This is a genomic window from Streptomyces sp. WZ-12 (assembly GCF_028898845.1).
GTDB lineage: Bacteria > Actinomycetota > Actinomycetes > Streptomycetales > Streptomycetaceae > Streptomyces.
This window is the reverse complement of sequence record NZ_CP118574.1, coordinates 1,006,159-1,029,100: the sequence shown is the minus strand read 5'-3', so window position 1 is coordinate 1,029,100 and position 22,942 is coordinate 1,006,159. Positions and strand designations below refer to the sequence as shown.

The following is a 22,942-nucleotide window of genomic DNA, read 5'->3' as shown; positions in this document are numbered from 1 at the left end:
GCAATGTCCGAATAACGGGCGTTCACACCGTGCCTGTACCGCGCACCGCACACTCGGGAGGCTCAATGATCGTCAAGCAATGAACAGGCACGTCCATGACCCGGACCCTCGCCCAGTCACCCCAGGGCTCCCCACCGGCTGTGCAGGACGACGCTGCGCCCGTGCTGTCGCACGGCCTCAAGCAGCGCCATCTGTCGATGATCGCGCTCGGTGGCGTCATCGGAGCCGGACTCTTCGTCGGCTCCGGCGTAGGCATCGCGGCGGCCGGTCCGGCCATCGTCCTGCTCTTCGCGGGGACCGGCGCGCTGGTCATGCTGATCATGCGGATGCTCGGCGAGATGTCCGCGGCCCGGCCCTCCACCGGGTCGTTCTCCGTGCACGCCGAGGAGGAGCTCGGCTCCTGGGCCGGGACCACCTCCGGCTGGATGTACTGGCTGATGCTGACCGCCGGCGTGGCGGCCGAGGCCACCGCGGCCGGTTCGATCATGCACAACTGGGTGCCGTCCATCCCGGCCTACGGCTGGGTGGCGATCTTCATGGTGTTCTTCTGCGCCAGCAACCTGACCGCGGTCAAGAACTTCGGTGAGTTCGAGTTCTGGTTCTCCGCGATCAAGGTCACCGTGATCGTCGCCTTCCTGGTGTTGGGTGTGCTGGCCATCCTCGGGGTCTTCGGCACCCCGCCCGGCGCCCAACACCTCGTCGGCCACGGCGGCTTCTTCCCGACCGGCGCCGCCGGTCTCGCCGCCGGACTGCTGACCACCATCTCCGGCTTCGCCGGCCTGGAGACCGTCACCATCGCGGCCGCGGAGTCCGACAACCCGAGCCGGAACGTGGCCCGCGCCGTCCGCACGGCCGTCTGGCGCATCGCCGTCTTCTACATCGGCTCGATGGCCGTGGTCGTCACCCTGGTGCCCTGGAACGACCCGAAGGTCGCCGCCGACGGTCCCTACGTCACCGTGCTCGACCGGCTCGGCATCCCGGCGGCCGGCACGATCATGCAGATCGTGGTGCTGATCGCGCTGCTCTCGGCGATGAACGCCAACATCTACGGCGCGTCGCGGATGGCGTACTCCCTGGTCAGCCGCGGGAAGGGGCCGCGGTTCCTGAACCGGGTCACCCGGGGCGTGCCGGCGGCCGCGGTCCTGGCGTCCTGCCTGTTCGGCTTCGTGGCCGTGGTCGCCGGGATCATCTGGCCGAGCACCGTGTTCGCCTGGCTGCTGAACATCGCCGGCTGCTCGGTGCTGGTCGTCTGGACCGTCGTCTGCCTCACCCAGCTCAAGATGCGCCGCCGCCTGGAGCGCGAGCAGCCCGAGCTGCTGATGGTGCGGATGTGGGCCTTCCCCTACCTGACCTGGGTGGCGCTGGCCGCCATCCTCGGCATCTTCGCGGTGATGGCCGCCGGCTCGGACGGCCGGCACCAACTGATCGGCACGGCCGTCGTGGTGGCGGCGCTGATCGCCGCGGACCGCCTCAAGCGGCGCCGCCAGCAACGGGCCGTCGACGGCGCGCAGGTGTGAGTCCTTGACCGCTCTCGTGCCTGGCACGAGGGAGAGGTGGCCGGGGCCCGGACGGAAATCCGTCCGGGCCCCGGCCACCTCGCGTTTCCCGCCGGGCCGCTCGATCAGGGCGCCGTGGTGCGCGTCTCCACCGGATACGGCACATAGGTCCGCCGGTCGGGATCGATGGCCAGGCGCCCGCCGGCCGGGGGCCGGGCGCGTTGCGCGCAGTCGCGGCGCTCGCAGATCCGGCAGCCCAGGCCGATGGGGGTGGCGGCCCGGGGGTCGTCCAGGGCGACGCCGCCGGCGTAGACCAGCCGGTGGGCGTGGCGCAGCTCGCAGCCGAGCGCGACGGCGAACTCGGCGCGCGGCGCGTGGTGGCCGAAGCCGCCCCGGGTGAGGGTGCGGGCGATCCAGAAGTACCGCTTGCCGTCCGGCATCTCGGCGACCTGGGTCAGTATCCGGCCGGGCGCGGAGAACGCCTCGTACACCGTCCACAGCGGGCAGGTGCCGCCCAGGCGGGAGAAGTGGAAGTCGGTCGCGGACTGGCGCTTGGAGATGTTGCCGGCCCGGTCGACCCGCAGGAACGAGAAGGGGACGCCGCGGCGGCCGGTGCGCTGGAGGGTGCTCAGGCGGTGGCAGACGGTCTCGAAGCCGACGCCGAAGCGCGCGGACAGCAACTCGATGTCGTAGCGCACCTCCTCGGCCGTGGCCAGGAAGGCGGCGTACGGCATGAGCAGGGCGCCGGCGAAGTAGTTGGCCAGGCCGATGCGGGCCAGCGCCACCGACTCCGGTGAGGTCAACTCGTGGGCGCTGCCGGAGAGTTGGTCGAGCAGCGGGCCGTGCTCCAGGAGCGCCAACTGGGTGGCGAGTTGGAAGGCGCGCTGGCCGTCGCTGAGCCAGGGGGACAGGAACAGCACCCCGGCGGCCGGGTCGAAGCGGCGGGCGTCGGCGGAGCGGCCCGGCGCGGTCTGGACCACGGTGACGCCGTGCTGCTCGGCGAGCCGGGCGGTGAGCGGGTCGGCGGCCCGGCCCGGCCGCAGCGCCATCGCCGCGGCGCTCCGCTCCGCCGCGGAGTCCAGCGGTTCGAAGTGGTTGTGGTGGGCGTAGAAGAAGTCCCGCACCTCGTCGTGCGGTTCGCCCGGGGGCAACAGGGAGTCGCCGGAGCCCGGTGCGGCCAGGGCCGCGGCCTGTTCAGCGGTGTCGCGGTAGCGGCGGTGGAGGGCGACCAGGGCCCGGGCCACCTCCGGGTGGTCGCGGGCGGCCTCGGCGATCTCCTCGGCGGCGGGCGGCGTCGCCCCGCACGCCTCGTCGGCGAGCGCGGTCCGCAGGTCGGCGGCGAGCCGGTCCTCCCCGGCGCCGGAGAAGAACTCCGCGTCCACGCCGAAGACCTCCGCGATGCGCAGCAGTACGGGGGCGGTCAGCGGGCGCTGGCTCTGCTCGATCTGGTTGGCGTAGCTGGTGGAGAGGCCCAGAGCGCGGGCCATCTCGACCTGGTTCATGCCGTGTTCGCGGCGCAGTCGGCGCAGCTTCGCATGGGCGTAGACCTTGCGGTCGGCCGGTCGTCCGGCCATGGCACACCTCCTCGTCGCGGCCCTTCGCCGGCCCGCGCGCCTCGGGCGGCGGGCGCCGGGCCGTTGCGAACATAGCATCCGCAAGATTCGCAGCATCCGCAGATTCGCAGCCCGGGACGGTAGGGAATCCGCACCCTGGAGCGGTGGCCCGGCGGGCGTCCAACGGGCAGGCTCCTCCCATCAGCACCCGTCAGGACCGACCCGCCGCGAGGAGCCCCGTGATCGAGCACCACGTCCGTGTCCACCCCAGCGCCGACCGCCTGCCGCGCGAGGACCAACTCGCCTGGAAACTGGCGACGGTGGCCACCGGCACCGAGGAGTTGGACGCCGACAGCGCCGCCATGGCCGTCAACCGCGTCATCGACAACGCCTCGGTCGCCGTCGCCTCCCTGTTGCGCCGCCCCGTCGCGGTGGCCCGCGCCCAGGCCACCGCGCACCGCGGCACCGCCCCCGGCGCCTCGGTCTTCGGCACCGCCACCAGGGTCTCCCCGGAGTGGGCCGCCTGGGCCAACGGCACCGCGGTGCGCGAGCTGGACTTCCACGACACCTACCTCGCCGCCGACTACTCCCACCCCGGCGACAACATCCCGCCCCTGCTCGCCGTCGCCCAGCACACCGGCCGCACCGGCGCCGACCTGCTGCGCGCCACCGTCGCCGCCTACGAGATCCACGTCGCCCTGGTCAAGGGCATCTGCCTGCACGCCCACCGCATCGACCACGTCGCCCACCTCAGCGCGGCCACCGCCGGCGGCCTGGGCGCCCTGCTGCGACTGCCGACGGAGACGGTATACCAAGCGGTTCAGCAGGCGGTGCACACCACCACCGCGACCCGCCAGTCCCGCAAGGGCGAGATCTCCAGTTGGAAGGCGTACGCGCCGGCCTTCGCCGGCAAGGCCGCCATCGAGGCCGTCGACCGGGCGATGCGCGGCGAGACCTCCCCGTCCCCGATCTACGAGGGCGAAGACGGCTTCCTGGCCTGGATGTTGGACGGTCCCGCGGCCGACTACACCGTCGCGCTCCCCGCGGCGGGCGAGCCGCGCCGCGCGATCCTCGACACCTACACCAAGGAGCACTCCGCCGAGTACCAGGCCCAGGCGATCATCGACCTGGCCCGCCGACTGCGCGAGAAGGCCGGCCCGTTGGACCGCGTGCGCTCGATCGTCCTGCACACCAGTCACCACACCCACCACGTCATCGGCTCCGGCGCCAACGACCCGCAGAAGTACGACCCCACGGCCAGCCGCGAGACCCTCGACCACTCCGTGCCGTACATCTTCGCCGTCGCCCTGGAGGACGGCACCTGGCACCACGCACGCTCCTACGCCCCCGAGCGCGCCCGCCGCCCGGAGACCGTCGCACTGTGGCGGAGGATCAGCACGGTCGAGGACCCGGAGTGGACCCGCCGCTACCACGACCCCGACCCGCAGCGCCGCGCCTTCGGCGGCCGCGCCGTGCTCACCCTGGACGACGGCTCGGTCATCGAGGACGAACTGGCCGTCGCCGACGCCCACCCGGCAGGCGCCCGCCCCTTCGACCGCCCCGCCTACGCCCGCAAGTTCCGCACCCTCGCCGACGGCATCGTCACCCCGGCCGCCCAGGACCGCTTCCTGACCGCCGCCGAGCACCTCGCCGAACTGCGCGCCCCCGACCTCGACGGCCTCTTCCCGGCCGTCGTCCCGGAGGCCGTGGCCGCCCGCGACGCGAGCCTGCCGAAGGGCCTGTTCTGATGCTGCTGCACACCCGCACCACCCCCGCCGAACGCCGCCGCGCCTTCCGTGAACAACTGGCCACCGGCCGCCTGTTGCGCATGCCCGGCGCCGTGAACCCGCTCTCCGCCCGCCTCATCCAGGAGCACGGCTTCGAGGCCGCCTACCTCTCCGGCGCCGTCCTCGCCGCCGACCTGGGCCTGCCCGACATCGGTCTGACCACCGCCACCGAGATCGCCGCCCGCGCCCAGCAGACCACCCGGGTCACCGACCTGCCCGTCCTGATCGACGCCGACACCGGCTTCGGCGAACCGCTGAACGCCGCCCGCACCGTCCAGTTGATGGAGGACGCCGGACTGGCCGGCCTCCACCTGGAGGACCAGGTCAACCCCAAGCGCTGCGGCCACCTCGACGGCAAGTCCGTCGTCCCCCGCGAGGAGATGACCCGCCGCGTCCGGGCCGCCGTCGACGCCCGCCGCGACCCCGACTTCCTGCTGATGGCCCGCACCGACGCCCGCTCCGTCGAGGGCCTGGACGCGGCCATCGACCGCGCCAAGGCATACGTCGACGCGGGCGCCGACGCGCTCTTCCCCGAAGCCCTCGCCGACGAGGCCGAGTTCGCGGCGTTCCGCGCGGCCGTCGACGTCCCCCTCCTCGCCAACATGACCGAGTTCGGCAAGTCCCGCCTCCTGGACGCGCGGACGCTTCAGGACCTCGGCTACAACATCGCGCTCTACCCCGTCACCCTGCTGCGCCTGGCCATGGGCGCCGTCGAGGACGGTCTGCGCACCCTGGCCGCCGAGGGCACCCAGGAGTCCCTGCTGCCCCGCATGCAGACCCGCTCCCGCCTCTACGAACTCCTCGGCTACCAGGACTACACGGCCTTCGACGCGGCCGTCTTCGACTTCACCCTCCCGCCCGGGACCTGACGCACCGGAGGAACCCATGCCCGCCACCGCGCCCGAAATCCACCGCGGCCTCGCCGGTGTCGTCGTCGACACCACCGAGATCTCCACCGTCATCCAGGAGACCAACTCCCTGACCTACTGCGGTTATCCGGTCCAGGACCTGGCCGCGCACCGCTCCTTCGAGGAGGTCGCCCACCTGCTCTGGCACGGCGAGCTCCCCGACGCCGGCCAACTCCGCGCGTTCCGCGCCCGCGAGCGCGCGCTGCGCCCCGTGGACCGCACCACGTCCGAACTGCTGACCCGACTCCCCGAGACCTGCCACCCGATGGACGTGCTGCGCACCGCCGTCAGCTTCTTCGGCGCAGAGGACCCCACCGAGGACGACGGCAGCCCGGCCGCCAACCGCGCCAAGTCCCTGACCCTGCTGGCCAAACTGCCCACCATCGTCGCCGCCGACCAGCGCCGCCGGCGCGGCCTGGACCCGATCCCGCCCGACCCCGAGCTCGGCTACGCGGAGAACTTCTTCCACATGTGCTTCGGCGCCGTGCCCGAGCCGGAGGTGGTCCGCTGCTTCGAGGTCTCCCTGATCCTCTACGCCGAACACAGCTTCAACGCCTCGACGTTCACCGCCCGTGTGGTCACCTCCACCCTCTCCGACCTCTACAGCGCGGTCACCGCCGCCATCGGCGCCCTCAAGGGCCCCCTGCACGGCGGCGCCAACGAGGCCGTGATGCACATGCTGCAGGAGATCGGCGACCCGCAACGCGCCGAGCGGTGGCTCGACGAGGCCCTGGCCGCCCGGCGGAAGATCATGGGCTTCGGCCACCGCGTCTACCAGCACGGCGACTCCCGCGTCCCGATCATGCAGGCCGCGCTCGACCACCTGGTGGCCCGCGCCGCCGACCCCGAGGCGACCCGCCTGGCCGCGCTCCACGAGGCCCTGCGCCAGGCCGTGTTCACCCGCAAGGGCATCCATCCCAACCTGGACTACCCCGCCGGCCTCGCCTACCACCTGATGGGCTTCGACACCCCCACCTTCACCCCGATCTTCGTGCTGAGCCGCATCACCGGCTGGACCGCCCACATCACCGAACAACTCGCCCACAACGCCCTCATCAGACCGCTGGCCTCGTACGCGGGGCCGGAGCAGCGGGCGGTGCCGGCGTAGGGGGGAGGTAGGGGGATTGGGCCGGGCCGTTGGCGGGTGAGAGGCTGGGGCGCATGGCATTGGAAATGCGTGAGCTGTGCGAGCGGTGCACCACCGCCGTCCTGGTTCCCGACGGCCCGGCCCGGATCTGCTCCTACGAATGCAGCTTCTGCGTCGCGTGCAGCCAGGAGATGGGAGACACGTGCCCGAACTGCGGCGGGGAGTTGGTGCCCCGCCCGCGCCGTCGGGCACGTTCCTGAAACGGCCGGTCCCCCGGAGGGGAACGGGTCAGGCCCGACCGGCGGTGGCGTGGATCTCGTCCACGAGCCGCGTGAGGTGCGGCACCGCCACTCCGGCCGCCCGCGCGGCGCGGAGCACCGCGCCGCCGATCGCGTCGAGCTCCAACTCCCGGCCGGCCTCGGCGTCGCGCTGCATGGAGGAGCGCGAAGCGGGCGGCGCACCGGTCAGAAAGCCCACCACGGCCTCCGTGTCGATCGGTGCGCCGGTGGCGCCCGCCACGGCCGCGACCTCGCCGACGGTGGCCCGGAGGTGGTCCGGGTGGTGGCTGCAGACCTCGCCGAGGGGGACGCCGTACCGGGTGGTGAGCAGCGCCATCGGGGCGAGGAAGGCGATCTTCTCCCACATCATGGCGTTCTCGTCGGTGCGCACCCGGGTCGCGAACCCGGCGTCCCCCAGCACGGCCGCCACGTCGTCGAGCCGGGCCCTGGGGACGGCGTCGGCCGCGAGGTCGATGCGGGCGAACGGGCTGTAGTGCTCGATGCGGCCGGGGGCGGTGCGGGCGGACACCACGCTGATGGTGGCGGCCACGACGCGGTCGTCGCCGTAGCGCGCGCGGAGCGGAACGAGGTGTTCCAAGCCGTTGAGGAGCGGTATCAACACCCCGCGTTCGCCCAGCACGTGGCCCGGTACGCGCTCCAGTGCCGAGGCCAGCGCGGTCTGCTTGACCCCGACCAGGCACAGGTCCACGGGGGTCCGCAGTTGGGTATCGGCCTCGACGGGGACGCTGAAGTCCCCGAACGCGCCGCTGGTGATGTGCAGGCCCCGGCTCCGCAAGACCCGTACGGTCTCGTCGCCGGCCAGGCAGATCACCCGGTGCCCGGCGCGGGCCAACAGGGCCGCGGCGAGCCCGCCGACCCCGCCGGGGCCGAGCACGGCGACCGTCCGAGGAGCGGTGGTGGCGTTCATCTGTGAGTTCCCCTCCATCAATGACCCCGCTGCGCGGGGTGGTTGGCGCCGGGCACCGGCAGGGTGTAGCGGTACTTCTCGTTGGCGTGTGCGCCGAGCCGGTCGTAGAAGCGGGCGGCGTCCGCGTTCCAACTCGGCGTCTGCCACTGGACCTCGGCGAGCCCGAGCCCGCGTGCCTCACCGGCCACCGCGGCCATCAGCAGCGCGCCGACGCCCAGGCTCCGATGGCCGGAGCGGACGAAGAGACAGTCCATGTGGAGGTACTCGCGCGCCTGCCAGGTGGACATCTCGGGCGAGCAGGTGGCGTAGCCGATGAGGCCACCGTCGGCCAACTCCGCCACCAGGCAGCGCAGTCGGGGCACCGGGGCGCCGAAGAGCAGCATCGCGAGCCGCTCCGCGAGGTCGGGCACCGGCGGTGCGGCCCGCTCGTACGCGGCGTGCTCGACGGCCAGTTGGGCCACCTGCGGGAGATCGGACACCCGCGCGGGTCTGACCCGTGCCGACGTCATGGGGCACCGACCTCCCTCACCGCACCTTCCCTTCCAGGACGTCCGCTGCCCATGCGGTCAGCCGGTCGGCCAGCGGGCCGTCGCCGTCGAGGACATGGCGGGTGAAGGCGTCGCGCTCGTGGGCCAGCACGGCGGCCTCCCAGACACAGGGCGCCAGACCCGCCCGCCCGGGGCGCAGTTGGTCCGGCCGCCCGGCAGGTCCGACGAACACCGCCAGATCGGACATGTAGCCCTCGATCCAGGTCGAGACGAGGACGTAGTCGCCGTCGCCGCCCGCGTGCAGCATCACCACGGCGAGTCCCAGTGACCCACGGGCGGGCCCGAGGCCCAGGTGCGCTCCGGCGATCCGCAGCGCGGCCGCCTCGTCCTCCTCCGTCACGGTGCGGCCCGACGCCTCGATGACATACGCCTTCACCAGGTGGCCGGCGGCCTCACGGGGGGCCAACGCCCGCACCGCGCGGGCGTGATGGCCCTCGGCCAGGGCGAGCAGCGCTTCCGCATCCACCGCGGTCGGCAGTTCCTCACGATCGCTCATGGAGACATCATGCAGCCTGTGGCCCCGTTCGTGCGCGAGATGGTACGGGTCCGGCTCAATGTGGCGGCCAGACCACGTCGGTGGCGCTCGTTCGGCTCAACTGCAGGAAGGGGCACGGTATTTGGGTCGGGGGACTCGCCGGCGCGGTGCCGGTCGGCACCAGGCGGCGCCGCATCGCTGCGGCGCCGTCGGTATGCCCGAAAGGTGGTTTCAGCCTCTGTCGTCTCGCCAGCGGCGGCTGGCGACCCGCGACATGGGGATCACTCCAGCCCTGCGAGGAATCCCCGGTGCGCCTTGACCTCTTTCATCGTCATGTGCGAGGTGAGCTTGTTGATCCCGGGTAGGGCGCACAACACCTCGGTGTAGAAGCGCTCGTAGGCGGCGATGTCGGCGACCGCGATGCGCAGCAGGTAGTCGGGGTCACCGAACAGGCGGTGGGTCTCGATCACTTGGGGGAGCTCGGTGATCCGGGACTCGAACTCGGTCATAGTGGCGCGATTGTCGTGCTTCATCGCTACTGTGGCGAATGCGTGGAATCCGCTGTCCAAGAAGTTACCGTCGAGTTCCGCACGGTAACCACGTATGGCGCCGATCTTTTCTAAGTTCCGGACCCGGCGGAGGCACGGGGTGGGCGTAAGCCCTACCTTGGTGGCTAGATCGGCGTTGGCCATGCGCCCGTCCCGCTGTAGCTCGCGCAGGATCATGCGATCAATTTTGTCCATAGCAGGCGATCATGCTACAGGCCCCTCTCCTGAGGCAAGGATTTAGCATCGACTGCTACAGCCTTTGAACTAATGTAGCTTCAGCGGCCACTGAACCGGGAGTCGCTGGTTATCAGCACGTCCGGTGCCAGTAATGACTGACACCCGAGATCACCTGCTATCGGTTTCACTCAAGGGCTACCAGCGTCGGAGGTCATAGGTGCCCTAGCCGGTCACTCAACAGACAGCCGATGCCCGCCCACGGTGCCCACCCCCACCCGGGTCACCCGATTCCCGCGCTGCCCAGTAACTCGCGGAATTTTGCCGCCATCCACCACTACGACGCGGTCAAGTGCCTTGCGTAGTCGCAGCTACGCGATGAGCCAGGGCCGTCGGCCGCGATCTGTGTCGGCGCTGCGACCAGTGCTGGCACGGTAATTCCCGTTTGTGCGCCCCGCCAGAACCATGCCTGAACTCAACGCGATTTAGGAGAATACCCTTGTCTTTTCCCGTGCGCGTTCACGATGTTCTCGGTGTAGGCTTCGGTCCCGCCAACCTCGCCCTGGCAATAGCCATCGAGGAGAAGTACCCCGGTCTGGACGCCCGGTTTCTGGAAGCCCGTCCCACCCCCGATTGGCAGCCCGGGATGCTGCTGAACGGATCGGATATCCAGAACCATCCCAGTCGCGATCTGGTAACCCTGAGGAACCCCCGCAGTCGCTACTCGTTCCTCAATTTCCTGCATGAGCAGGGCCGTTTGGTACGCCATCTCAACCTCCCGGTCGAGTTCCCCCTCCGCAAGGAATACGCCGGGTACATCCGCTGGGCCGCGGATTTCTTCTCCCACCAAGTGGACTGCGGCCAACGCGCCGTCGGTATACAAGCGATCGACCACGACGGCGAACGCGTCTGGGAGGTGGCCACCCAGACCGGCGACCGCTACCTCGGCCGCACCCTGGTCATGGCACCAGGACGCACGCCGTACATCCCGGCGCCCTACGACGCCGTGGACAGCCCCCGCGTCTTCCACCTGACCCAGTACCTGCCGCGGTTGAAGCAGCTCACCGCCGACGGGGCCCCCAAGGCCGTCGCGGTGATCGGCGGCAGCCAGAGCGCCGTCGAGCTCACCCTTGACCTGCACCGGCAGTTCCCCGGCACCCGCGTGGTCACCTACCCGCGCTCCTACTCGCTGCGGCTGAAGGACACCAGCCCGTTCAGCGAGGAGGGGTACTTCCCGGAGTTCACCGAGTACTACTTCCGCGCCTCACGGGACAGCCGGCGCGCCCTCGACGCCTACATGCAGCCGACCAACTACTCCTCGGCCGACGGAGACGTCCTCAAAGAGCTGTATGTGGCGATCTACGAGCAGCAGCTCGACGGCGACCAGCGGGTGTTCGTCCGCGGCAGCCACGAGGCCACCGCCCTCTCGGCGACCGACCGGAGCGTCACCATCGACTTCCAGGAACTGCACACCGGCGAACGCGTCCGCGACGAGGTCGACTTCGTCGTCCTGGCCACCGGCTTCCGCAACCTGGGCCCCGCCCCCCACGAGGAGCTCTGCCCGCCGATGCTGGCCCCCGTCGCGGACCACTTCGCGCGGGAGGAGGACGGCCGGCTGGACGTCGACAGCGACTACGCGCTGACCCCGCGCGAGGACATGGACGAGGTGCCGCCGCTCTTCCTCAACGGCCTGTGCGAATCGAGCCACGGCATCGGCGACGCCGGCTCCTTCAGCCTGTTGTCGCTGCGCACCGGCACCCTGGCGGACGCCCTCGCCGACCGCCTCGGCAACCGGCCGGAAAGCCTGCCGGAATCCGTTCAGTTCGCCCTCTGACCTCGCAGGTCGTGACCCCCGACGGGAGGCATTCCCACATGCAGATCCACGACGTGGTGGTGGCCGGCTTCGGCCCCTCCGGCATCGCGCTGGCCGCGGCCATCGAGGACCACGACGACGCGCACCCTGGAGCCCGGCCCGCGGACGCGGCCTACCTGGAGCGCGCCGCGACCTCGGCCTGGCAGCCCAACCAGGTGCTGCCGGGCACCGACATCCAGCACCACTTCCTCCGCGACCTCGCCACCCCGCGCGACCCCCGCTCCCGCTTCGGCTTCACCAACTTCCTTTTGCAGAGCGGTCGTTTCTATCCATTCACGCTCCTGGGTGGATATGTGAGTCGGCTGGAGTGGTCCGAGTACGTTCAATGGGCCGCGGCACAGGTGCGACAACCGGCCGAATATCACCGGGAGGTCTTGCGCGTCGAGCCGGTCACCGATTCCGACGGGACGGTGCGCACCGCCCGGGTGGTCAGTCGCGATCCGCGGGACGGCGCCGTGCACGAACACCTGGGCCGCAACGTGGTGTTGGCAACCGGTCATGTCCCCTATATCCCGGAGGTCTTCCGGGAGGATCTGGGCGAACGTGTATTCCATGCCGGCGAGTTCCTGCCCCGGATGAACGCGCTGCGTGAGAAGACCGGCCAATCTCTGCGATTCGCGGTCATCGGCGGCGGCCAGACCGCGGGCGAGATCATTCTCTATCTGGCCGGAGAACTCCCCGACGCCCGGATCCATTCGCTGGTGCGGCACGGCGGGTTCAAGATGTACGAACTCGGCCACTTCAGCAACGAGGCGTACTTTCCCACCGAGACGGACTACGTGTACGGACTCGAAGGGCCGGCGCGCGAACAGGCCCTGGCCCACGCCCGCGCCACCAACTACGCGGCCCTGGACCCCGATGTGTCCACGGCGCTCTACCAGGCCGCCTACCAGGACCGGCTGACCGGCACCAACCGCCTGCACCTGCACCGCCGCATCGAGGTCACCGACGTCGCGGTCGCCGGCGACGGGGTCCGGCTGACCACCAACGAGGTCTACACGGGCGAGGCCGGCAGCATCGACGCCGACGCGGTCATCCTCTGCACCGGGTACGAGGAGCCCAAGTTCCCCGAGTCGCTGGAGCCGTTCGCGCCGTACCTGTCCTACGACGCCGACGGACGCCTCGACGTCACCCGGGAGTACCGCGCCCGCACCGTCGACCACTGCACGGTGGGCCTCTACCTCGACGGCATCACCGAGTGGCGGCACGGCATCGCCAGCGCCACGTCCTTCAGCCAGATGGCGGCCAAGGCGGAAACCGTCCACAACGACCTGCGCGCCACGCTCGCCCGGCAGTTGCAGTCCCACCCCGCGACGCTCGTCAGCTGAGCGCGACGGAGTCTCCACGCCCACGAGAGGAACCCCTGTGCACATTTTCCACACGGCTCCGGAGGACATGGTCTTCGAGGAGGCTTACAACGTCAGCGGTCGGCGCATCTTCCCGTGGAACGAGGCCGTCAAGGAACCGTTCTGGGGCGGGGCCTGGGTCGACGTGGCGCCCGGCGAGACCTCCACGGCCCACTCGCACGACGAGAACGAGATGTTCTTCATCACCGAGGGCAGCGGCGTCATGCGGATCGGTGAGGAGGAGCGCCGGGTGAACGCCGGCGACACCGTCTTCATCACCCCGTTCAAGGACCACGACCTGACCAACGACGGGACCACCCGGATACGGTTCGTCACCATCTGGTGGGGCGGTTCCGAGGCCGTGGCCGCCGAACGCGCCAAGTGGGCCGCGGAGTTCGGGATCAGCGACACCGCGGAGCCGAATCGGTGAACCGCAACCGAACCGCGGACGCCATCGTCGTCGGGGGCGGCGTCATCGGTGCGGCGATCGCCCACCGGCTCGCCCTCGCCGGGCTCGGCCGCATCGTCCTGTGCGACCAGGGCAGGGTCGCCGCGCAGGGCGCGACGGCCCGCTCGGGTGGGCTGCTGCGCCTGCACCACACCGCGGCCCCCGACACCCTGCTGACCGCCCGCAGCCTCCCCGTCTTCGAGCAGTGGACGGAGCGGATCGGCGGTGACTGCGGCTACCGGCGCACCGGATTCCTGATGCTGGTGGGTCCTGACCACGTCGAGACGCTGAGGGCCAACGGCGCCGTCGCCGCCGACGCGTTGCGCTACGAACGGGCGGAGATCCTCGCCCCCGACGAGATCCGGTCGCTCTACCCCGGGCTGAGCACCGAGGGCGTCGCCGCCGCCGCGTACGAGCCGGCGGGCGGGTACGCCGACCCGGCGGCCACCGCCGTCTCGCTGGTCGCCTCGGCCCGCCGCCTCGGGGTGATCGCCTCCGAGGGCACCCGGGTCGAGCGGGTGTGGGAGCGCAACGGCTCGGTCGCGGGCGTCCACACGGGGACGGGACGCATCGAGGCGCCGCTGGTCGTCCTGGCCAGCGGTGCCTGGGGAGACCCGCCGGCCGCCCACCTGGGCGTGCACCTCCCCGTCGTGCCGCGGCGGATCGGGCTGGCCCAGGCCCGACTTCCCGGTGCCGGCCGCCGCGGGTCCGACGCGTCCGTGCCGACCTGTATCGACGACACCATCGGCTGCTACTTCCGTCCGGAAGCGCTGGACCAGCTCTACTTCGGCGTGCCGAGCAACCCGGAAGTCGACCTGGGACAGGATGTCGCCCCGCTCACCGACGACGAGGTGGGCGCGGCCGTCCAGGCGGTCTCCCGACGGGTACCCGCGGTGGCCACCGCGGAACTGGTCGGCACCCGCGCGGGTTACGACGGATACACCCCGGACAAGCGGCCCGCGATCGGACCGGCCGGGCCCGACGGACTGTACCTCGCCCTCGGATTCAGCGGCGGCGGCTTCAAAATGGCGCCGGCCGTCGCCGAGTTGGCCGCTCAGGAGATCTGCGAAGGGGGCGCCGTCCTGGGCAAGGCCGTCCAGCCTCTTCTGGAGCCCTACCGGCCACAGCGGTTCGAGAGCGGCAACTTGATCACGCCGGAGGCTTCCTATGCCCACATGTAAACAGGTACTGAACATGCTGCGCGAGGACCTCGCGACGGTGCGAGCCAAGGACCCGGCGGCACGCAGCAACCGGGAAGTGCTCCTGTACCCGCACATCCACGCGCTGTGGACCTACCGGTTCTCCCACCGCCTGTGGAAACGCGGCCGTCGCACCAGCGCCCGCGCGCTCTCCCTCCTGGCCCGGGCCGTCAGCGGCATCGAGATCCACCCGGGCGCGACCATCGGCCGCCGCTTCTTCATCGACCACGGCACCGGGGTGGTGATCGGCGAGACCGTCCGCATCGGCGACGACGTGATGCTGTACCACCAGGTCACCCTGGGCTCGGTGGGATGGTGGAAGGACCTGCGCCGGCCCACCCACTCCCGCCGCCACCCCGTGGTGGAGGACGGCGTCATCATCTGCACCGGTGCCAGCGTGCTGGGGCCGGTCTGCATCGGGGCCAACACCCGGATCGGCGCCCACGCGGTGATCCTGCACGACCTCCCGCCCGACGCCCGGGTCGCGGCCGGCACCGCGCATACCTCCGCCTCGCACCACCTCGTGCCCGATGTCCCCACGCTTCGTATCGCGGAAGGAAGCAGCACCCAGTGAACACCTACGTCGTCACCAGTGCGCCGCCCAACCCCAACGGCGATCTGCACGTGGGACACCTGTCCGGCCCCTTCCTCGGCGCCGATGTGCAGGCCCGCCACCTCCGACAGCGCGGGCACGAGGTGCGCTACGTCGGCTACTCCGACGAGCACTCCTGCTACGTGCCGCGCCGCGCCGCCGAGATCGGGTCCACCGCTCACCAGACCGCGTTGACCTTCGGCGCCAGGATGGAGGAGACGCTGTCGCTGGGTGCCATGCACCACGACTGGTTCACCCGGCCGTTGACCACGCCGAAGCACACCGAGATCGTCCAGGAGTTCTTCACCACCCTCTGGGAGGCGGGGAAGCTGGAGGTCAAGGAGCTTCCGGTGTTCTACTGCACGGGCTGCGCACGGTACTTGTACGAGGCCGAGGTGCGCGGCGAGTGCCAGTTCTGCAGCGCCCCCTCCGACGGCATCTACTGCGAGGCGTGCGGGCTGGCGCAGGAGTCCGGCGGCCTGGGAGCGGCGAAGTGCACCGCCTGCTGGGAGGCGCCCGAGCTGCGGACGCTGCGGCGCATCGTCTTCCCGTTGGAGGAGTACCGCGCGCAACTCCTGGCCTACTACGAGAAGGCGGGCGAGCGGTGGCGGCCGCGGCTGCGCAGCTATCTCGACGGTCTGCTGGCGAACGAGCTGCCGCTCACGCCGATCAGCCGGGAGGCCGACTACGGCATCCCCGTCCCGCTGGACGGTTGGGACGGGCACATCCTCGACACCTGGTTCAGCGGGATCTGCGGATATCTGGCCGCGACCGCCTGCCTCACCGAGGCCCAGGGGCAGCCCGAACTGTGGCGGCAGCAGTGGCGCGACCCGGACACCCGCATCGTCAACTTCCTCGGTTTCGACTGCTCGTTCTCGCACGCCGTGCTGTGGCCGGCGCTCCTGATGGCGCACGGCGAGTACACCTTGCCGAGCCAGATCGTCACCAACGAGTTCTACCGACTGGAAGGCGACAAGTTCTCCACCAGCCGCGGGCACGCCATCTGGGGCGGGGACATCCTGCGCCAGGTCTCCGCGGACGCGTTGCGGTTCCACCTGTGCCTGACGGGGCCCGAGCGGGAGCAGGGCAACTTCGCGATGAAGGAGCTCGCTTCCACGGTGGAGTCCGTGCTCGTGGCGGGCCTCCAACGGTGGGCGCAGACCCTCCTGCCCCTCCTCGCCGAGGACTTCGGCTCCACCGTCCCGGCCGGCGAGGGCTACGCCGGGCCGCTCACCGCGTCGCTGGTGGACCTGCCCAAGCGGATCGCCGCCGCGCTGGCCCCGGACTCCTTCTCGCCCCAACGGGCCGCCGCGTTCCTGGCGTCGACGATCGAGCGGGCGGTGAACGACCTCCCCGAGCTCACCGCGGCCCGCCAGGCCGGGGCGGGGACGCAGGAGTACGCCCGGCGTCTGGTCACGCACCTGGAGGCGCTCGCCCTGGTCTCCGTGCTGGCCACCCCGCTGATGCCCGGCTGGGCCCGGCACATCGCCAAGCACCTGGACATTCCCCTCGATGTGCTGACCCAGATGCCCCGTTGGCCCGAGGCGGCGGACCTGCCGTTGGTGCCCGAGGGCCGCCGGCTCGGCGCGACCGTGCCCGCCTACTTCCACAACCTGGGCTGAGCCGGGGCGACATGAGTGCCTTACGCACCGCGCTCGGCATCATGAACGCCGTGCTGGGCGCGGGGACCCTGCTGCTGCCGGTGGCCCTGGCGCCGTTGGCGCACAGCGGCGCGGTGTCCCTCGTCGTCGCCGGGGCGTTGCTGGTCTGGTCCCTGCTCATCGGCGCCGCCGGTGGGACGCGGGGCAGCGGACCGGCCGGCTTCGTCCGCGCCCGACTCGGGCCCCGCACGACGAACGTGGTGCACGGGCTGTACTTCGGTGGATTCGCGGTGGGGCAGGCCGTCGTGGTCGGCGCCGCCGGGCAGTTCGTCGCCGACGGGCCGGCGGCCGTCGCCCTGGGGGTGGTCCTCCTGTGCCTGGCCGCCGGACTGGCCGCCGCCGGGGCGAACCTGTCGCCGGCGGTGCGCACGGCGCGGCTGGTCGCCACCCTCGCCCTGGCCCTGGTGTGGTGGCTCTTCCCCGGGACGTTCGGGCTGGACCCGGGCCGGTCGCCCTTCGGGGCCGCCGCGCTGATCGCGGTGCCGGTGCTGTTCGCCTGGGTCGGACTGGAGGGATCGCTACCCGCCCTGCGGTCCCCCCGCGCCGCCACCACGCTGGGCGTCGTCCTGGGCCTGGTCGGTGCCGCGGCGCTCTACGGGGTGCTGCTGAATCCGCCGGGCTCCGCGGCGCTCGGCCCGCCCGCGGTCCGGTCCGCGCTCGCCTGGGCCGCGGCCGTGGTGCTGGGCACGTACTGCCTGACCAACCTCCGGGCCGTCGGGGCCCGTTGGAACACCTTCCGCTCCGGCCCGGGGGAGGCCGGGGCCGCCCGCGGTCCCGGCCGGCCGGGGATCGTCGTGGCGGTCGCCCTCGCGGGCACGGCCCTCGGCCTGGCCGCCGCCTTCCACTGGAGCATCGCCGTGCTGCTGCTCGGCCCGGGCACCGCCACGGCCGCCATCTACGCCGTGCTGGCCGTCGCGGCCCTCCGCCGAGGGCGGTCCCGCCCCGGTGCCACCGGGCCCGCGGTGCCCGGCTCGTAGACAAGCCGTTTTCCCCACCCTCCTGCATTCCTTCGACGCTTCTCGCCTGCCCTATGGAGGACGCCATGTCGATCACCGCTCCTGATCTGAGTGTTTTCGAAACCCTGGAGTCGGAGGTGCGCAGCTACTGCCGTGGCTGGCCCACCGTCTTCGACCGCGCGCAGGGCAGCCGGATGTTCGACGAGGACGGCCACACCTACGTCGACTTCTTCGCCGGCGCCGGAACGCTGAACTACGGACACAACAACCCGGTCATCAAACGGGCGTTGCTGGACTACCTGGAGCGGGACGGCGTCACGCACGGCTTGGACATGTCCACCACGGCCAAGCGGGCGTTCCTGGAGTCGTTCCAGAACCTGATCCTGCGCCCCCGTGACCTCTGCTACAAGGTCATGTTCCCGGGCCCGACGGGGACCAACTCCGTTGAGGCCGCGCTGAAGTTGGCCCGTAAGGTCAAGGGCCGGGAGTCGATCGTCTCCTTCACCAACGCCTTCCACGGCATGTCGCTGGGCGCGCTCGCGGTGACCGGCAACTCGATGAAGCGGGCCGGCGCCGGCATCCCGCTGGTGCACGGCACCCCGATGCCGTTCGACAACTACTTCGACGGTCAGGTCCCGGACTTCCTGTGGTTCGAGCGGCTGTTGGAGGACCAGGGCTCCGGTCTCAACTACCCGGCGGCGGTCATCGTCGAGACGGTCCAGGGCGAGGGCGGCATCAATGTGGCCCGAGTGGAATGGCTGCGGAAACTGGCCGATCTCTGCAAGCGCCGCGACATGCTGCTGATCGTCGACGACATCCAGATGGGCTGCGGCCGCACCGGCGCCTTCTTCTCCTTCGAGGAGGCGGGCATCGTGCCGGACATCGTCACCGTTTCGAAGTCCATCAGCGGCTACGGGCTGCCGATGGCGCTGACCCTGTTCAAGCCGGAGTTGGACATCTGGGAGCCGGGCGAGCACAACGGCACCTTCCGCGGCAACAACCCGGCCTTCGTCACCGCCGCCGCGACGTTGGACGCCTACTGGGCCGACGAGCAAATGGAGAAGCAGACCCTGGCCCGCGGCGAACTGGTGGCGTCCCACCTGGCCGCCATGGCCGCGGAACACCCGCACGACATCGCCGAATTCCGCGGCCGCGGACTGGTATGGGGCATCGAATTCCACGACGAGAACCGTGCCACCAAGGTGTGCGCCCGCGCCTTCGAACTCGGGCTGCTGGTCGAGACGTCCGGCCCGCGCAGCGAGGTGGTGAAACTGCTGCCGGCGCTGACCATCCCGACGGAGCTGCTGGACGAGGGACTGTGCGTCCTCGCCCGGGCGGTCCGCGAGACGGCCTGAACCGGCCCCGGGCATCGGCGGCCGCCCACCGTCGATGCCCACCGCGGAGGCCCACCGCCCGGCTCCACCTGCGGAGCGGGCCGGTGTGGCGGGGCGCCGTGGAGGGGAGGGCGTGAGTGGATGGCGGCGGAGGCGTCGTCAGGACGCCTGTTCACACTCAAGTCGGGGGTGCGCGGCGAGGGGTTCGGCCATCTCGCGGGTGATCACGCGGTCGCTCACGCTGGTCGAGTACACGATCGTCGTCGCGATGGAACCGATCTTCGTGATCCGCGCGGTGACCTCTTCGAGATGGCTCATCGAGCGGGCCGCCACCTTGGCGATGAAGCAGTCGCTTCCGGTCACATGGTGGCACTCCAGAATCTCCGGGCAGTCTTTGAAGATGCGCACGTAGTCCTGGTAGTTGCCGCCGGGAAACACGATGTTGACAAAAGCCAGGATCGAGAGCCCGAGTCCGGGCAGATTGACCCGAGTCCGATACCCCTCGATGATCCCGCACTGCTCCATACGCCTGACCCGCTCGGCGACCGCCGGTGGTGTCAGTGCGACACGTCGGCCCAGTTCACTGAAGGTAATGCGAGCGTTGGCCTGTAACTCGCTGAGGATCCGCCAGTCGGTCGCATCAAGCGCCGCTTTCAAATCATTAGCCATTGACCAATGATACGTGATTTTCGATAACCGCGGCCCGCGAACGCTTACAAGTTCCCCTGTGGAACAGTCAGTTCGGCGCAATAGGGTCGAGGGCGTACTTCAAGGAGGACGGATGGCGCGTACCACACAGGCCGTACAGGCCAACGACGACCGTCAGGGCTCGGTCCCCGCCGGGCGGCTCAACTTCGCGCAGGGCACCGCCCTGTATGTGGGGGCGGTGTTGGGGACCGGGGTCCTCGCGCTCCCCGGCCTGACCGCGAAACAGGCCGGTCCGGCGTCGTTGGTGGCCTGGTTCGCACTCATCGTGATGTCCATTCCGCTCGCCGCCACCTTCGCGGCGCTGGCCGCACGGCAACCCGACTCGGGCGGGGTGTCGACGTACGTGCGTCGGGCGTTCGGCAACCGCGCCGCCACGGTTGTCGGTTGGTGGTTCTACCTGGGCGCCCCAGTGGGCATTCCGGCGCTGGCCTTCTTCGGCGCGTCCTATCTGGAACGGACCACCGGCGGCGGTTGGACGGCCACGGCCAGCTACGCCGCGGGCCTGCTCGTCGTGGGCTTCCTGGCCAACGTCTTCGGTGTCCGGGTATCGGGACGGGTCCAGCTCATCCTCTCCGGCTCCCTGGCCCTCCTGCTCGTCGTGGGCATCCTGGTGGCCCTGCCGCACGCGGACCCGGCGAACCTGCAACCGTTCGCCCCGCACGGGTGGTCGGCGATCGGCCCCGCCGCGGCGCTCCTCGTGTGGTCGTTCACGGGGTGGGAGACGGTCACCCACCTGTCCGCGGAGTTCGCCCACCCGGAGCGCGACATCAAGCGGTCGACCATCGGGGCGCTGCTCGCCATCGGCGTGTTGTACCTGGGCCTGGCGACCATCACGGTGCTGGCGCTCGGCAGCACCTCCGGAACGACGGCCACCTCCCTGGCCTCCCTGCTGGAGCTCGGCTTCGGGGCGTTCGGCAAGATCCTCGCCAGCGTGATCGCGATCCTCACCACGCTCGGCACCATGAACGCCTACATCGCCAGCACCGCCAAGTTGGGCGCCGCCCTGTCCCGCGACGGAGCGCTGCCCCGCGGGCTCGGCAGCGGCGCCGAGGCGGGCGGCGTCCCCCGCCGCAGCCTGGCGATCGTCGGGGTGATCTCGGGGACCGTCTTCGTCTACGCCGCCCTGACGAAGTCGGACGTGCAGCCCTTGGTGCTGTGCACCACGGCGTGCCTCGGAGCCGTCTACGCCCTCGGCTCGGCCGCCGGCGCCAAACTGCTGCGGGACAGCACCCGATGGGGCACGTCCGCCGCCATCGCGTCCCTCGTCATCATCGTCATCCTGCTGGTGCTGACGGGGTGGTACATGATCTGGCCGCTGATCCTCACCGCCGCCGCGCTCGTCTGGTGCGCCCGGCACCCGCAGGAACCGGCGGCACCAGCGCACTAGGACCCGCCCGATGGGTCACCGCCGGGGCCGCGATGCCTGGCACGGCACTTCGTGGTGTTGCCGAATCGCCCCAGTAGCCCCGCTATCAGGACGCTCCGGCGCCTTGCGACGCACCGCACCAGACGCCCCGGCCTGTCCGACCCTGACCCATCGGACAGGCTCTGGGGCCTGCCCGACGCATCAGGTTCGGACAGGCCCTGGCAGACCAGGCGGAGTGCCCCGTTCCACGGGCCGAGGCCGAACCCCCGCAGGCGACGCACGCCTGCGGGTTCACCACCAGACCGCGAGGAGACACATGTCGCTACAGGTCCCAGTCGCCCTCGGCACCGAGGGACGCAAGATCCCCGCTCACCAACTGGGCGAAAAGGAAATGCTCTGGGCCTTTCTCAAATTCGCCAGGGCGACCGCCATCGCAAAGGTGGCCGGACTGGGAGAAGAAGACCTGAGGCGCGCCCACACCACATCCGGTATCTCTTTGGGCGGCATCCTCAAGCACCTGGTGACCGGTGAGAACCACTGGTTCGCCAACGTACTCGGCGGCCTGGAACTCCCCATGCCGTTCAGCAAGGAGGACCCCGACGGCGACTGGCGGGTCACCGACGACGAGGGGCCGGAGCGCCTCATCGCCGCCTACCAGGCCGCCTGCCACACCAGCGACAAGGTCATCGCGTCGCTGGACCTGGAGAGCACCGGCGAACAGGTCGACGGCGACTACACGTTGCGCTGGGCGCTGTGCCACCAGGTCGCGGAGACGAACCGGCATGCCGGCCATGCCGATCTGCTGCGCGAACTGACCGACGGCGCCCGGGGTTGGTGACCCCGCCCGCACTCCCGGGCACCACCGCCCCGCGCCGGAAGCCGTCCGCAAGGTGATCCTGCCGGTGCAGGATCGACGCAAGGGTGACCGCTGCTTCGCAGGAAGCGGCGGTCTTGTCGTATCCGGACGCGAAGCCGGCCGCCTCGTGCGCTCCCCGCTCCCGGACGCCGCGCCCCGGATCGTGCACAACTACCTGACGACGGCCAAGGATCGCGCCGGCATCGTCGCCGGGATCCGGATCGCCCTGGAGATCGCGGCGCAACCGGCGATGGCCGACCTCATCACCGGGCCGTACCGCGAAGCGCCGGCCTCGGACTCCGATGCGGAGTTGCCGCGAGACGTCAGAAGTGCTTCGCCCCCTCGACGATGGCCTCGCGGATGCGGTGGTAGGTGCCGCAGCGGCAGACGTTGCGGATCTCGTCCAGGTCGGTCTCGGTGATCTCGTGCCCGTTGGCGCGGGCCTGCTTGACCTTGGCGACCGCGGCCATGATCTGGCCCGGCTGGCAGTAGCCGCACTGCGCCACGTCCCGCTCCAACCAGGCTTCCTGCATGGGGTGCAGCTCCTTGCCCACGGTGGCCGGCAGGCCCTCGATGGTGGTGACCTCGTCGTTCGGCCGGACGTTCTTGACCGGCACGGAACAGGGGTTGAACGCCTTGCCGTTGAGGTGACTGGTGCATGCCTGGCAGACCCCGAGGCCGCAGCCGTACTTCGGCCCGGTGACGCCCAGGACGTCGCGCAGCACCCACAGCAGCCGCACATCGTCCTCGACGTCCACCGTGACGGCCTTGCCGTTGAGGATGAAGGTGTGTTCGGGCACGGTCGCTCCTTGCGCTCTGGT

22 protein-coding genes are annotated in these 22,942 nt (G+C 70.9%); 15 read left to right on the top strand and 7 right to left on the bottom strand.

Annotation, left to right across the window (positions count from 1 at the left end):
- The first annotated feature begins 95 nt into the window (after nucleotides 1–95).
- Nucleotides 96–1,517 (top strand): amino acid permease, encoded by a 1,422-nt coding sequence (locus tag PV796_RS04145; RefSeq protein ID WP_274911497.1) that lies wholly within the window; start codon nucleotides 96–98, stop codon nucleotides 1,515–1,517.
- Between the two features lie 104 nt (nucleotides 1,518–1,621).
- Here the strand turns inward: PV796_RS04145 and PV796_RS04140 are convergent, their stop codons facing one another.
- Complete coding sequence (locus PV796_RS04140) at nucleotides 1,622–3,070, bottom strand: short-chain fatty acyl-CoA regulator family protein (RefSeq protein ID WP_274911496.1); 1,449 nt, start codon at nucleotides 3,068–3,070, stop codon at nucleotides 1,622–1,624.
- Nucleotides 3,071–3,288: 218 nt separating this feature from the next.
- Between PV796_RS04140 and PV796_RS04135 the strand changes: the two genes are divergently transcribed.
- From PV796_RS04135 to PV796_RS04120, 4 genes are read left to right on the top strand one after another with little or no spacing between them, the layout of a single operon-like run.
- Nucleotides 3,289–4,797: an MmgE/PrpD family protein gene (locus tag PV796_RS04135; RefSeq protein ID WP_274911494.1), complete on the top strand. Its 1,509-nt coding sequence runs from the start codon at nucleotides 3,289–3,291 to the stop codon at nucleotides 4,795–4,797.
- On the top strand, nucleotides 4,797–5,705 hold the full coding sequence (prpB, locus tag PV796_RS04130) for a methylisocitrate lyase (RefSeq protein ID WP_274911493.1): 909 nt from the start codon (nucleotides 4,797–4,799) through the stop codon (nucleotides 5,703–5,705). Before PV796_RS04135 ends, prpB begins: the two co-directional genes overlap by 1 nt.
- Nucleotides 5,706–5,721: 16 nt before the next feature.
- Nucleotides 5,722–6,852 (top strand): bifunctional 2-methylcitrate synthase/citrate synthase, encoded by a 1,131-nt coding sequence (locus PV796_RS04125; RefSeq protein ID WP_274911491.1) that lies wholly within the window; start codon nucleotides 5,722–5,724, stop codon nucleotides 6,850–6,852.
- Between the two features lie 53 nt (nucleotides 6,853–6,905).
- Nucleotides 6,906–7,091 (top strand): DUF1272 domain-containing protein, encoded by a 186-nt coding sequence (locus tag PV796_RS04120; protein WP_274911490.1) that lies wholly within the window; start codon nucleotides 6,906–6,908, stop codon nucleotides 7,089–7,091.
- 28 nt (nucleotides 7,092–7,119) lie between these two features.
- Here PV796_RS04120 and PV796_RS04115 read toward each other — a convergent pair whose 3' ends face one another.
- The 4 genes from PV796_RS04115 to PV796_RS04100 form a co-directional block, all read right to left on the bottom strand.
- On the bottom strand, nucleotides 7,120–8,037 hold the full coding sequence (locus PV796_RS04115; protein WP_274911489.1) for a ketopantoate reductase family protein: 918 nt from the start codon (nucleotides 8,035–8,037) through the stop codon (nucleotides 7,120–7,122).
- A gap of 17 nt (nucleotides 8,038–8,054) precedes the next feature.
- Nucleotides 8,055–8,546: a GNAT family N-acetyltransferase gene (locus tag PV796_RS04110; RefSeq protein ID WP_274911488.1), complete on the bottom strand. Its 492-nt coding sequence runs from the start codon at nucleotides 8,544–8,546 to the stop codon at nucleotides 8,055–8,057.
- A gap of 16 nt (nucleotides 8,547–8,562) precedes the next feature.
- Nucleotides 8,563–9,081, bottom strand: coding sequence for a hypothetical protein (locus PV796_RS04105; protein WP_274911487.1), 519 nt, complete (start codon nucleotides 9,079–9,081; stop codon nucleotides 8,563–8,565).
- Between the two features lie 260 nt (nucleotides 9,082–9,341).
- Nucleotides 9,342–9,803 (bottom strand): Lrp/AsnC family transcriptional regulator, encoded by a 462-nt coding sequence (locus PV796_RS04100; protein ID WP_274911486.1) that lies wholly within the window; start codon nucleotides 9,801–9,803, stop codon nucleotides 9,342–9,344.
- Between the two features lie 490 nt (nucleotides 9,804–10,293).
- On the opposite strand from PV796_RS04100, the gene PV796_RS04095 reads away from it, so the two are divergent.
- The 8 genes from PV796_RS04095 (at nucleotide 10,294) to ectB (ending at nucleotide 19,212) form a co-directional block, all read left to right on the top strand.
- Nucleotides 10,294–11,616, top strand: coding sequence for a SidA/IucD/PvdA family monooxygenase (locus PV796_RS04095; protein ID WP_274911485.1), 1,323 nt, complete (start codon nucleotides 10,294–10,296; stop codon nucleotides 11,614–11,616).
- Nucleotides 11,617–11,654: 38 nt separating this feature from the next.
- On the top strand, nucleotides 11,655–12,983 hold the full coding sequence (locus tag PV796_RS04090) for a SidA/IucD/PvdA family monooxygenase (RefSeq protein ID WP_274911484.1): 1,329 nt from the start codon (nucleotides 11,655–11,657) through the stop codon (nucleotides 12,981–12,983).
- 37 nt (nucleotides 12,984–13,020) lie between these two features.
- Nucleotides 13,021–13,431: a cupin domain-containing protein gene (locus PV796_RS04085; RefSeq protein WP_274911483.1), complete on the top strand. Its 411-nt coding sequence runs from the start codon at nucleotides 13,021–13,023 to the stop codon at nucleotides 13,429–13,431.
- Nucleotides 13,428–14,630, top strand: a complete 1,203-nt coding sequence (locus PV796_RS04080; protein ID WP_274911482.1) for an NAD(P)/FAD-dependent oxidoreductase — start codon at nucleotides 13,428–13,430, stop codon at nucleotides 14,628–14,630. The genes PV796_RS04085 and PV796_RS04080 overlap by 4 nt, the downstream gene beginning before the upstream one ends.
- Nucleotides 14,617–15,222 carry a serine O-acetyltransferase EpsC gene (gene epsC, locus PV796_RS04075; protein WP_274911480.1) on the top strand — a complete coding sequence of 202 codons (606 nt, stop codon included), beginning with the start codon at nucleotides 14,617–14,619 and terminating at the stop codon, nucleotides 15,220–15,222. The genes PV796_RS04080 and epsC overlap by 14 nt, the downstream gene beginning before the upstream one ends.
- A complete protein-coding gene (locus PV796_RS04070; protein WP_274911479.1) occupies nucleotides 15,219–16,862 on the top strand; it encodes a methionine--tRNA ligase in 1,644 nt (547 codons plus the stop codon). Before epsC ends, PV796_RS04070 begins: the two co-directional genes overlap by 4 nt.
- 11 nt (nucleotides 16,863–16,873) lie before the next feature.
- The gene (locus PV796_RS04065) at nucleotides 16,874–17,878 is read left to right on the top strand and encodes a hypothetical protein (RefSeq protein WP_274911478.1); all 1,005 of its coding nucleotides are present in this window, start codon (nucleotides 16,874–16,876) and stop codon (nucleotides 17,876–17,878) included.
- A gap of 65 nt (nucleotides 17,879–17,943) precedes the next feature.
- Nucleotides 17,944–19,212 carry a diaminobutyrate--2-oxoglutarate transaminase gene (gene ectB, locus PV796_RS04060; protein WP_274911477.1) on the top strand — a complete coding sequence of 423 codons (1,269 nt, stop codon included), beginning with the start codon at nucleotides 17,944–17,946 and terminating at the stop codon, nucleotides 19,210–19,212.
- A gap of 138 nt (nucleotides 19,213–19,350) precedes the next feature.
- Here ectB and PV796_RS04055 read toward each other — a convergent pair whose 3' ends face one another.
- Nucleotides 19,351–19,860, bottom strand: coding sequence for an Lrp/AsnC family transcriptional regulator (locus PV796_RS04055; protein ID WP_274911476.1), 510 nt, complete (start codon nucleotides 19,858–19,860; stop codon nucleotides 19,351–19,353).
- 112 nt (nucleotides 19,861–19,972) lie between these two features.
- Here PV796_RS04055 and PV796_RS04050 point away from each other — a divergent pair, with 112 nt between their 5' ends.
- Both PV796_RS04050 and PV796_RS04045 read left to right on the top strand, forming a co-directional pair.
- Complete coding sequence (locus PV796_RS04050; protein WP_274911475.1) at nucleotides 19,973–21,286, top strand: APC family permease; 1,314 nt, start codon at nucleotides 19,973–19,975, stop codon at nucleotides 21,284–21,286.
- A 295-nt stretch (nucleotides 21,287–21,581) separates the two neighbouring features.
- Nucleotides 21,582–22,103: a DinB family protein gene (locus PV796_RS04045; protein WP_274911474.1), complete on the top strand. Its 522-nt coding sequence runs from the start codon at nucleotides 21,582–21,584 to the stop codon at nucleotides 22,101–22,103.
- Between the two features lie 341 nt (nucleotides 22,104–22,444).
- Here PV796_RS04045 and PV796_RS04040 read toward each other — a convergent pair whose 3' ends face one another.
- Nucleotides 22,445–22,921: a (2Fe-2S)-binding protein gene (locus PV796_RS04040; RefSeq protein WP_274911472.1), complete on the bottom strand. Its 477-nt coding sequence runs from the start codon at nucleotides 22,919–22,921 to the stop codon at nucleotides 22,445–22,447.
- Nucleotides 22,922–22,942 lie beyond the last annotated feature (21 nt).

Coding starts and splice junctions, on each gene's coding strand:
- epsC (WP_274911480.1), top strand. CDS start 14,617: ATGCCCACATGTAAACAGGTACTGAACATGCTGCGCGAGGACCTCGCG.
- prpB (WP_274911493.1), top strand. CDS start 4,797: ATGCTGCTGCACACCCGCACCACCCCCGCCGAACGCCGCCGCGCCTTC.
- PV796_RS04045 (WP_274911474.1), top strand. CDS start 21,582: ATGTCGCTACAGGTCCCAGTCGCCCTCGGCACCGAGGGACGCAAGATC.
- PV796_RS04145 (WP_274911497.1), top strand. CDS start 96: ATGACCCGGACCCTCGCCCAGTCACCCCAGGGCTCCCCACCGGCTGTG.
- PV796_RS04100 (WP_274911486.1), bottom strand. CDS start 9,803: ATGGACAAAATTGATCGCATGATCCTGCGCGAGCTACAGCGGGACGGG.
- PV796_RS04105 (WP_274911487.1), bottom strand. CDS start 9,081: ATGAGCGATCGTGAGGAACTGCCGACCGCGGTGGATGCGGAAGCGCTG.
- PV796_RS04140 (WP_274911496.1), bottom strand. CDS start 3,070: ATGGCCGGACGACCGGCCGACCGCAAGGTCTACGCCCATGCGAAGCTG.
- PV796_RS04050 (WP_274911475.1), top strand. CDS start 19,973: ATGGCGCGTACCACACAGGCCGTACAGGCCAACGACGACCGTCAGGGC.
- PV796_RS04125 (WP_274911491.1), top strand. CDS start 5,722: ATGCCCGCCACCGCGCCCGAAATCCACCGCGGCCTCGCCGGTGTCGTC.
- PV796_RS04065 (WP_274911478.1), top strand. CDS start 16,874: ATGAGTGCCTTACGCACCGCGCTCGGCATCATGAACGCCGTGCTGGGC.
- PV796_RS04090 (WP_274911484.1), top strand. CDS start 11,655: ATGCAGATCCACGACGTGGTGGTGGCCGGCTTCGGCCCCTCCGGCATC.
- PV796_RS04115 (WP_274911489.1), bottom strand. CDS start 8,037: ATGAACGCCACCACCGCTCCTCGGACGGTCGCCGTGCTCGGCCCCGGC.
- PV796_RS04120 (WP_274911490.1), top strand. CDS start 6,906: ATGGCATTGGAAATGCGTGAGCTGTGCGAGCGGTGCACCACCGCCGTC.
- PV796_RS04055 (WP_274911476.1), bottom strand. CDS start 19,860: ATGGCTAATGATTTGAAAGCGGCGCTTGATGCGACCGACTGGCGGATC.
- ectB (WP_274911477.1), top strand. CDS start 17,944: ATGTCGATCACCGCTCCTGATCTGAGTGTTTTCGAAACCCTGGAGTCG.
- PV796_RS04110 (WP_274911488.1), bottom strand. CDS start 8,546: ATGACGTCGGCACGGGTCAGACCCGCGCGGGTGTCCGATCTCCCGCAG.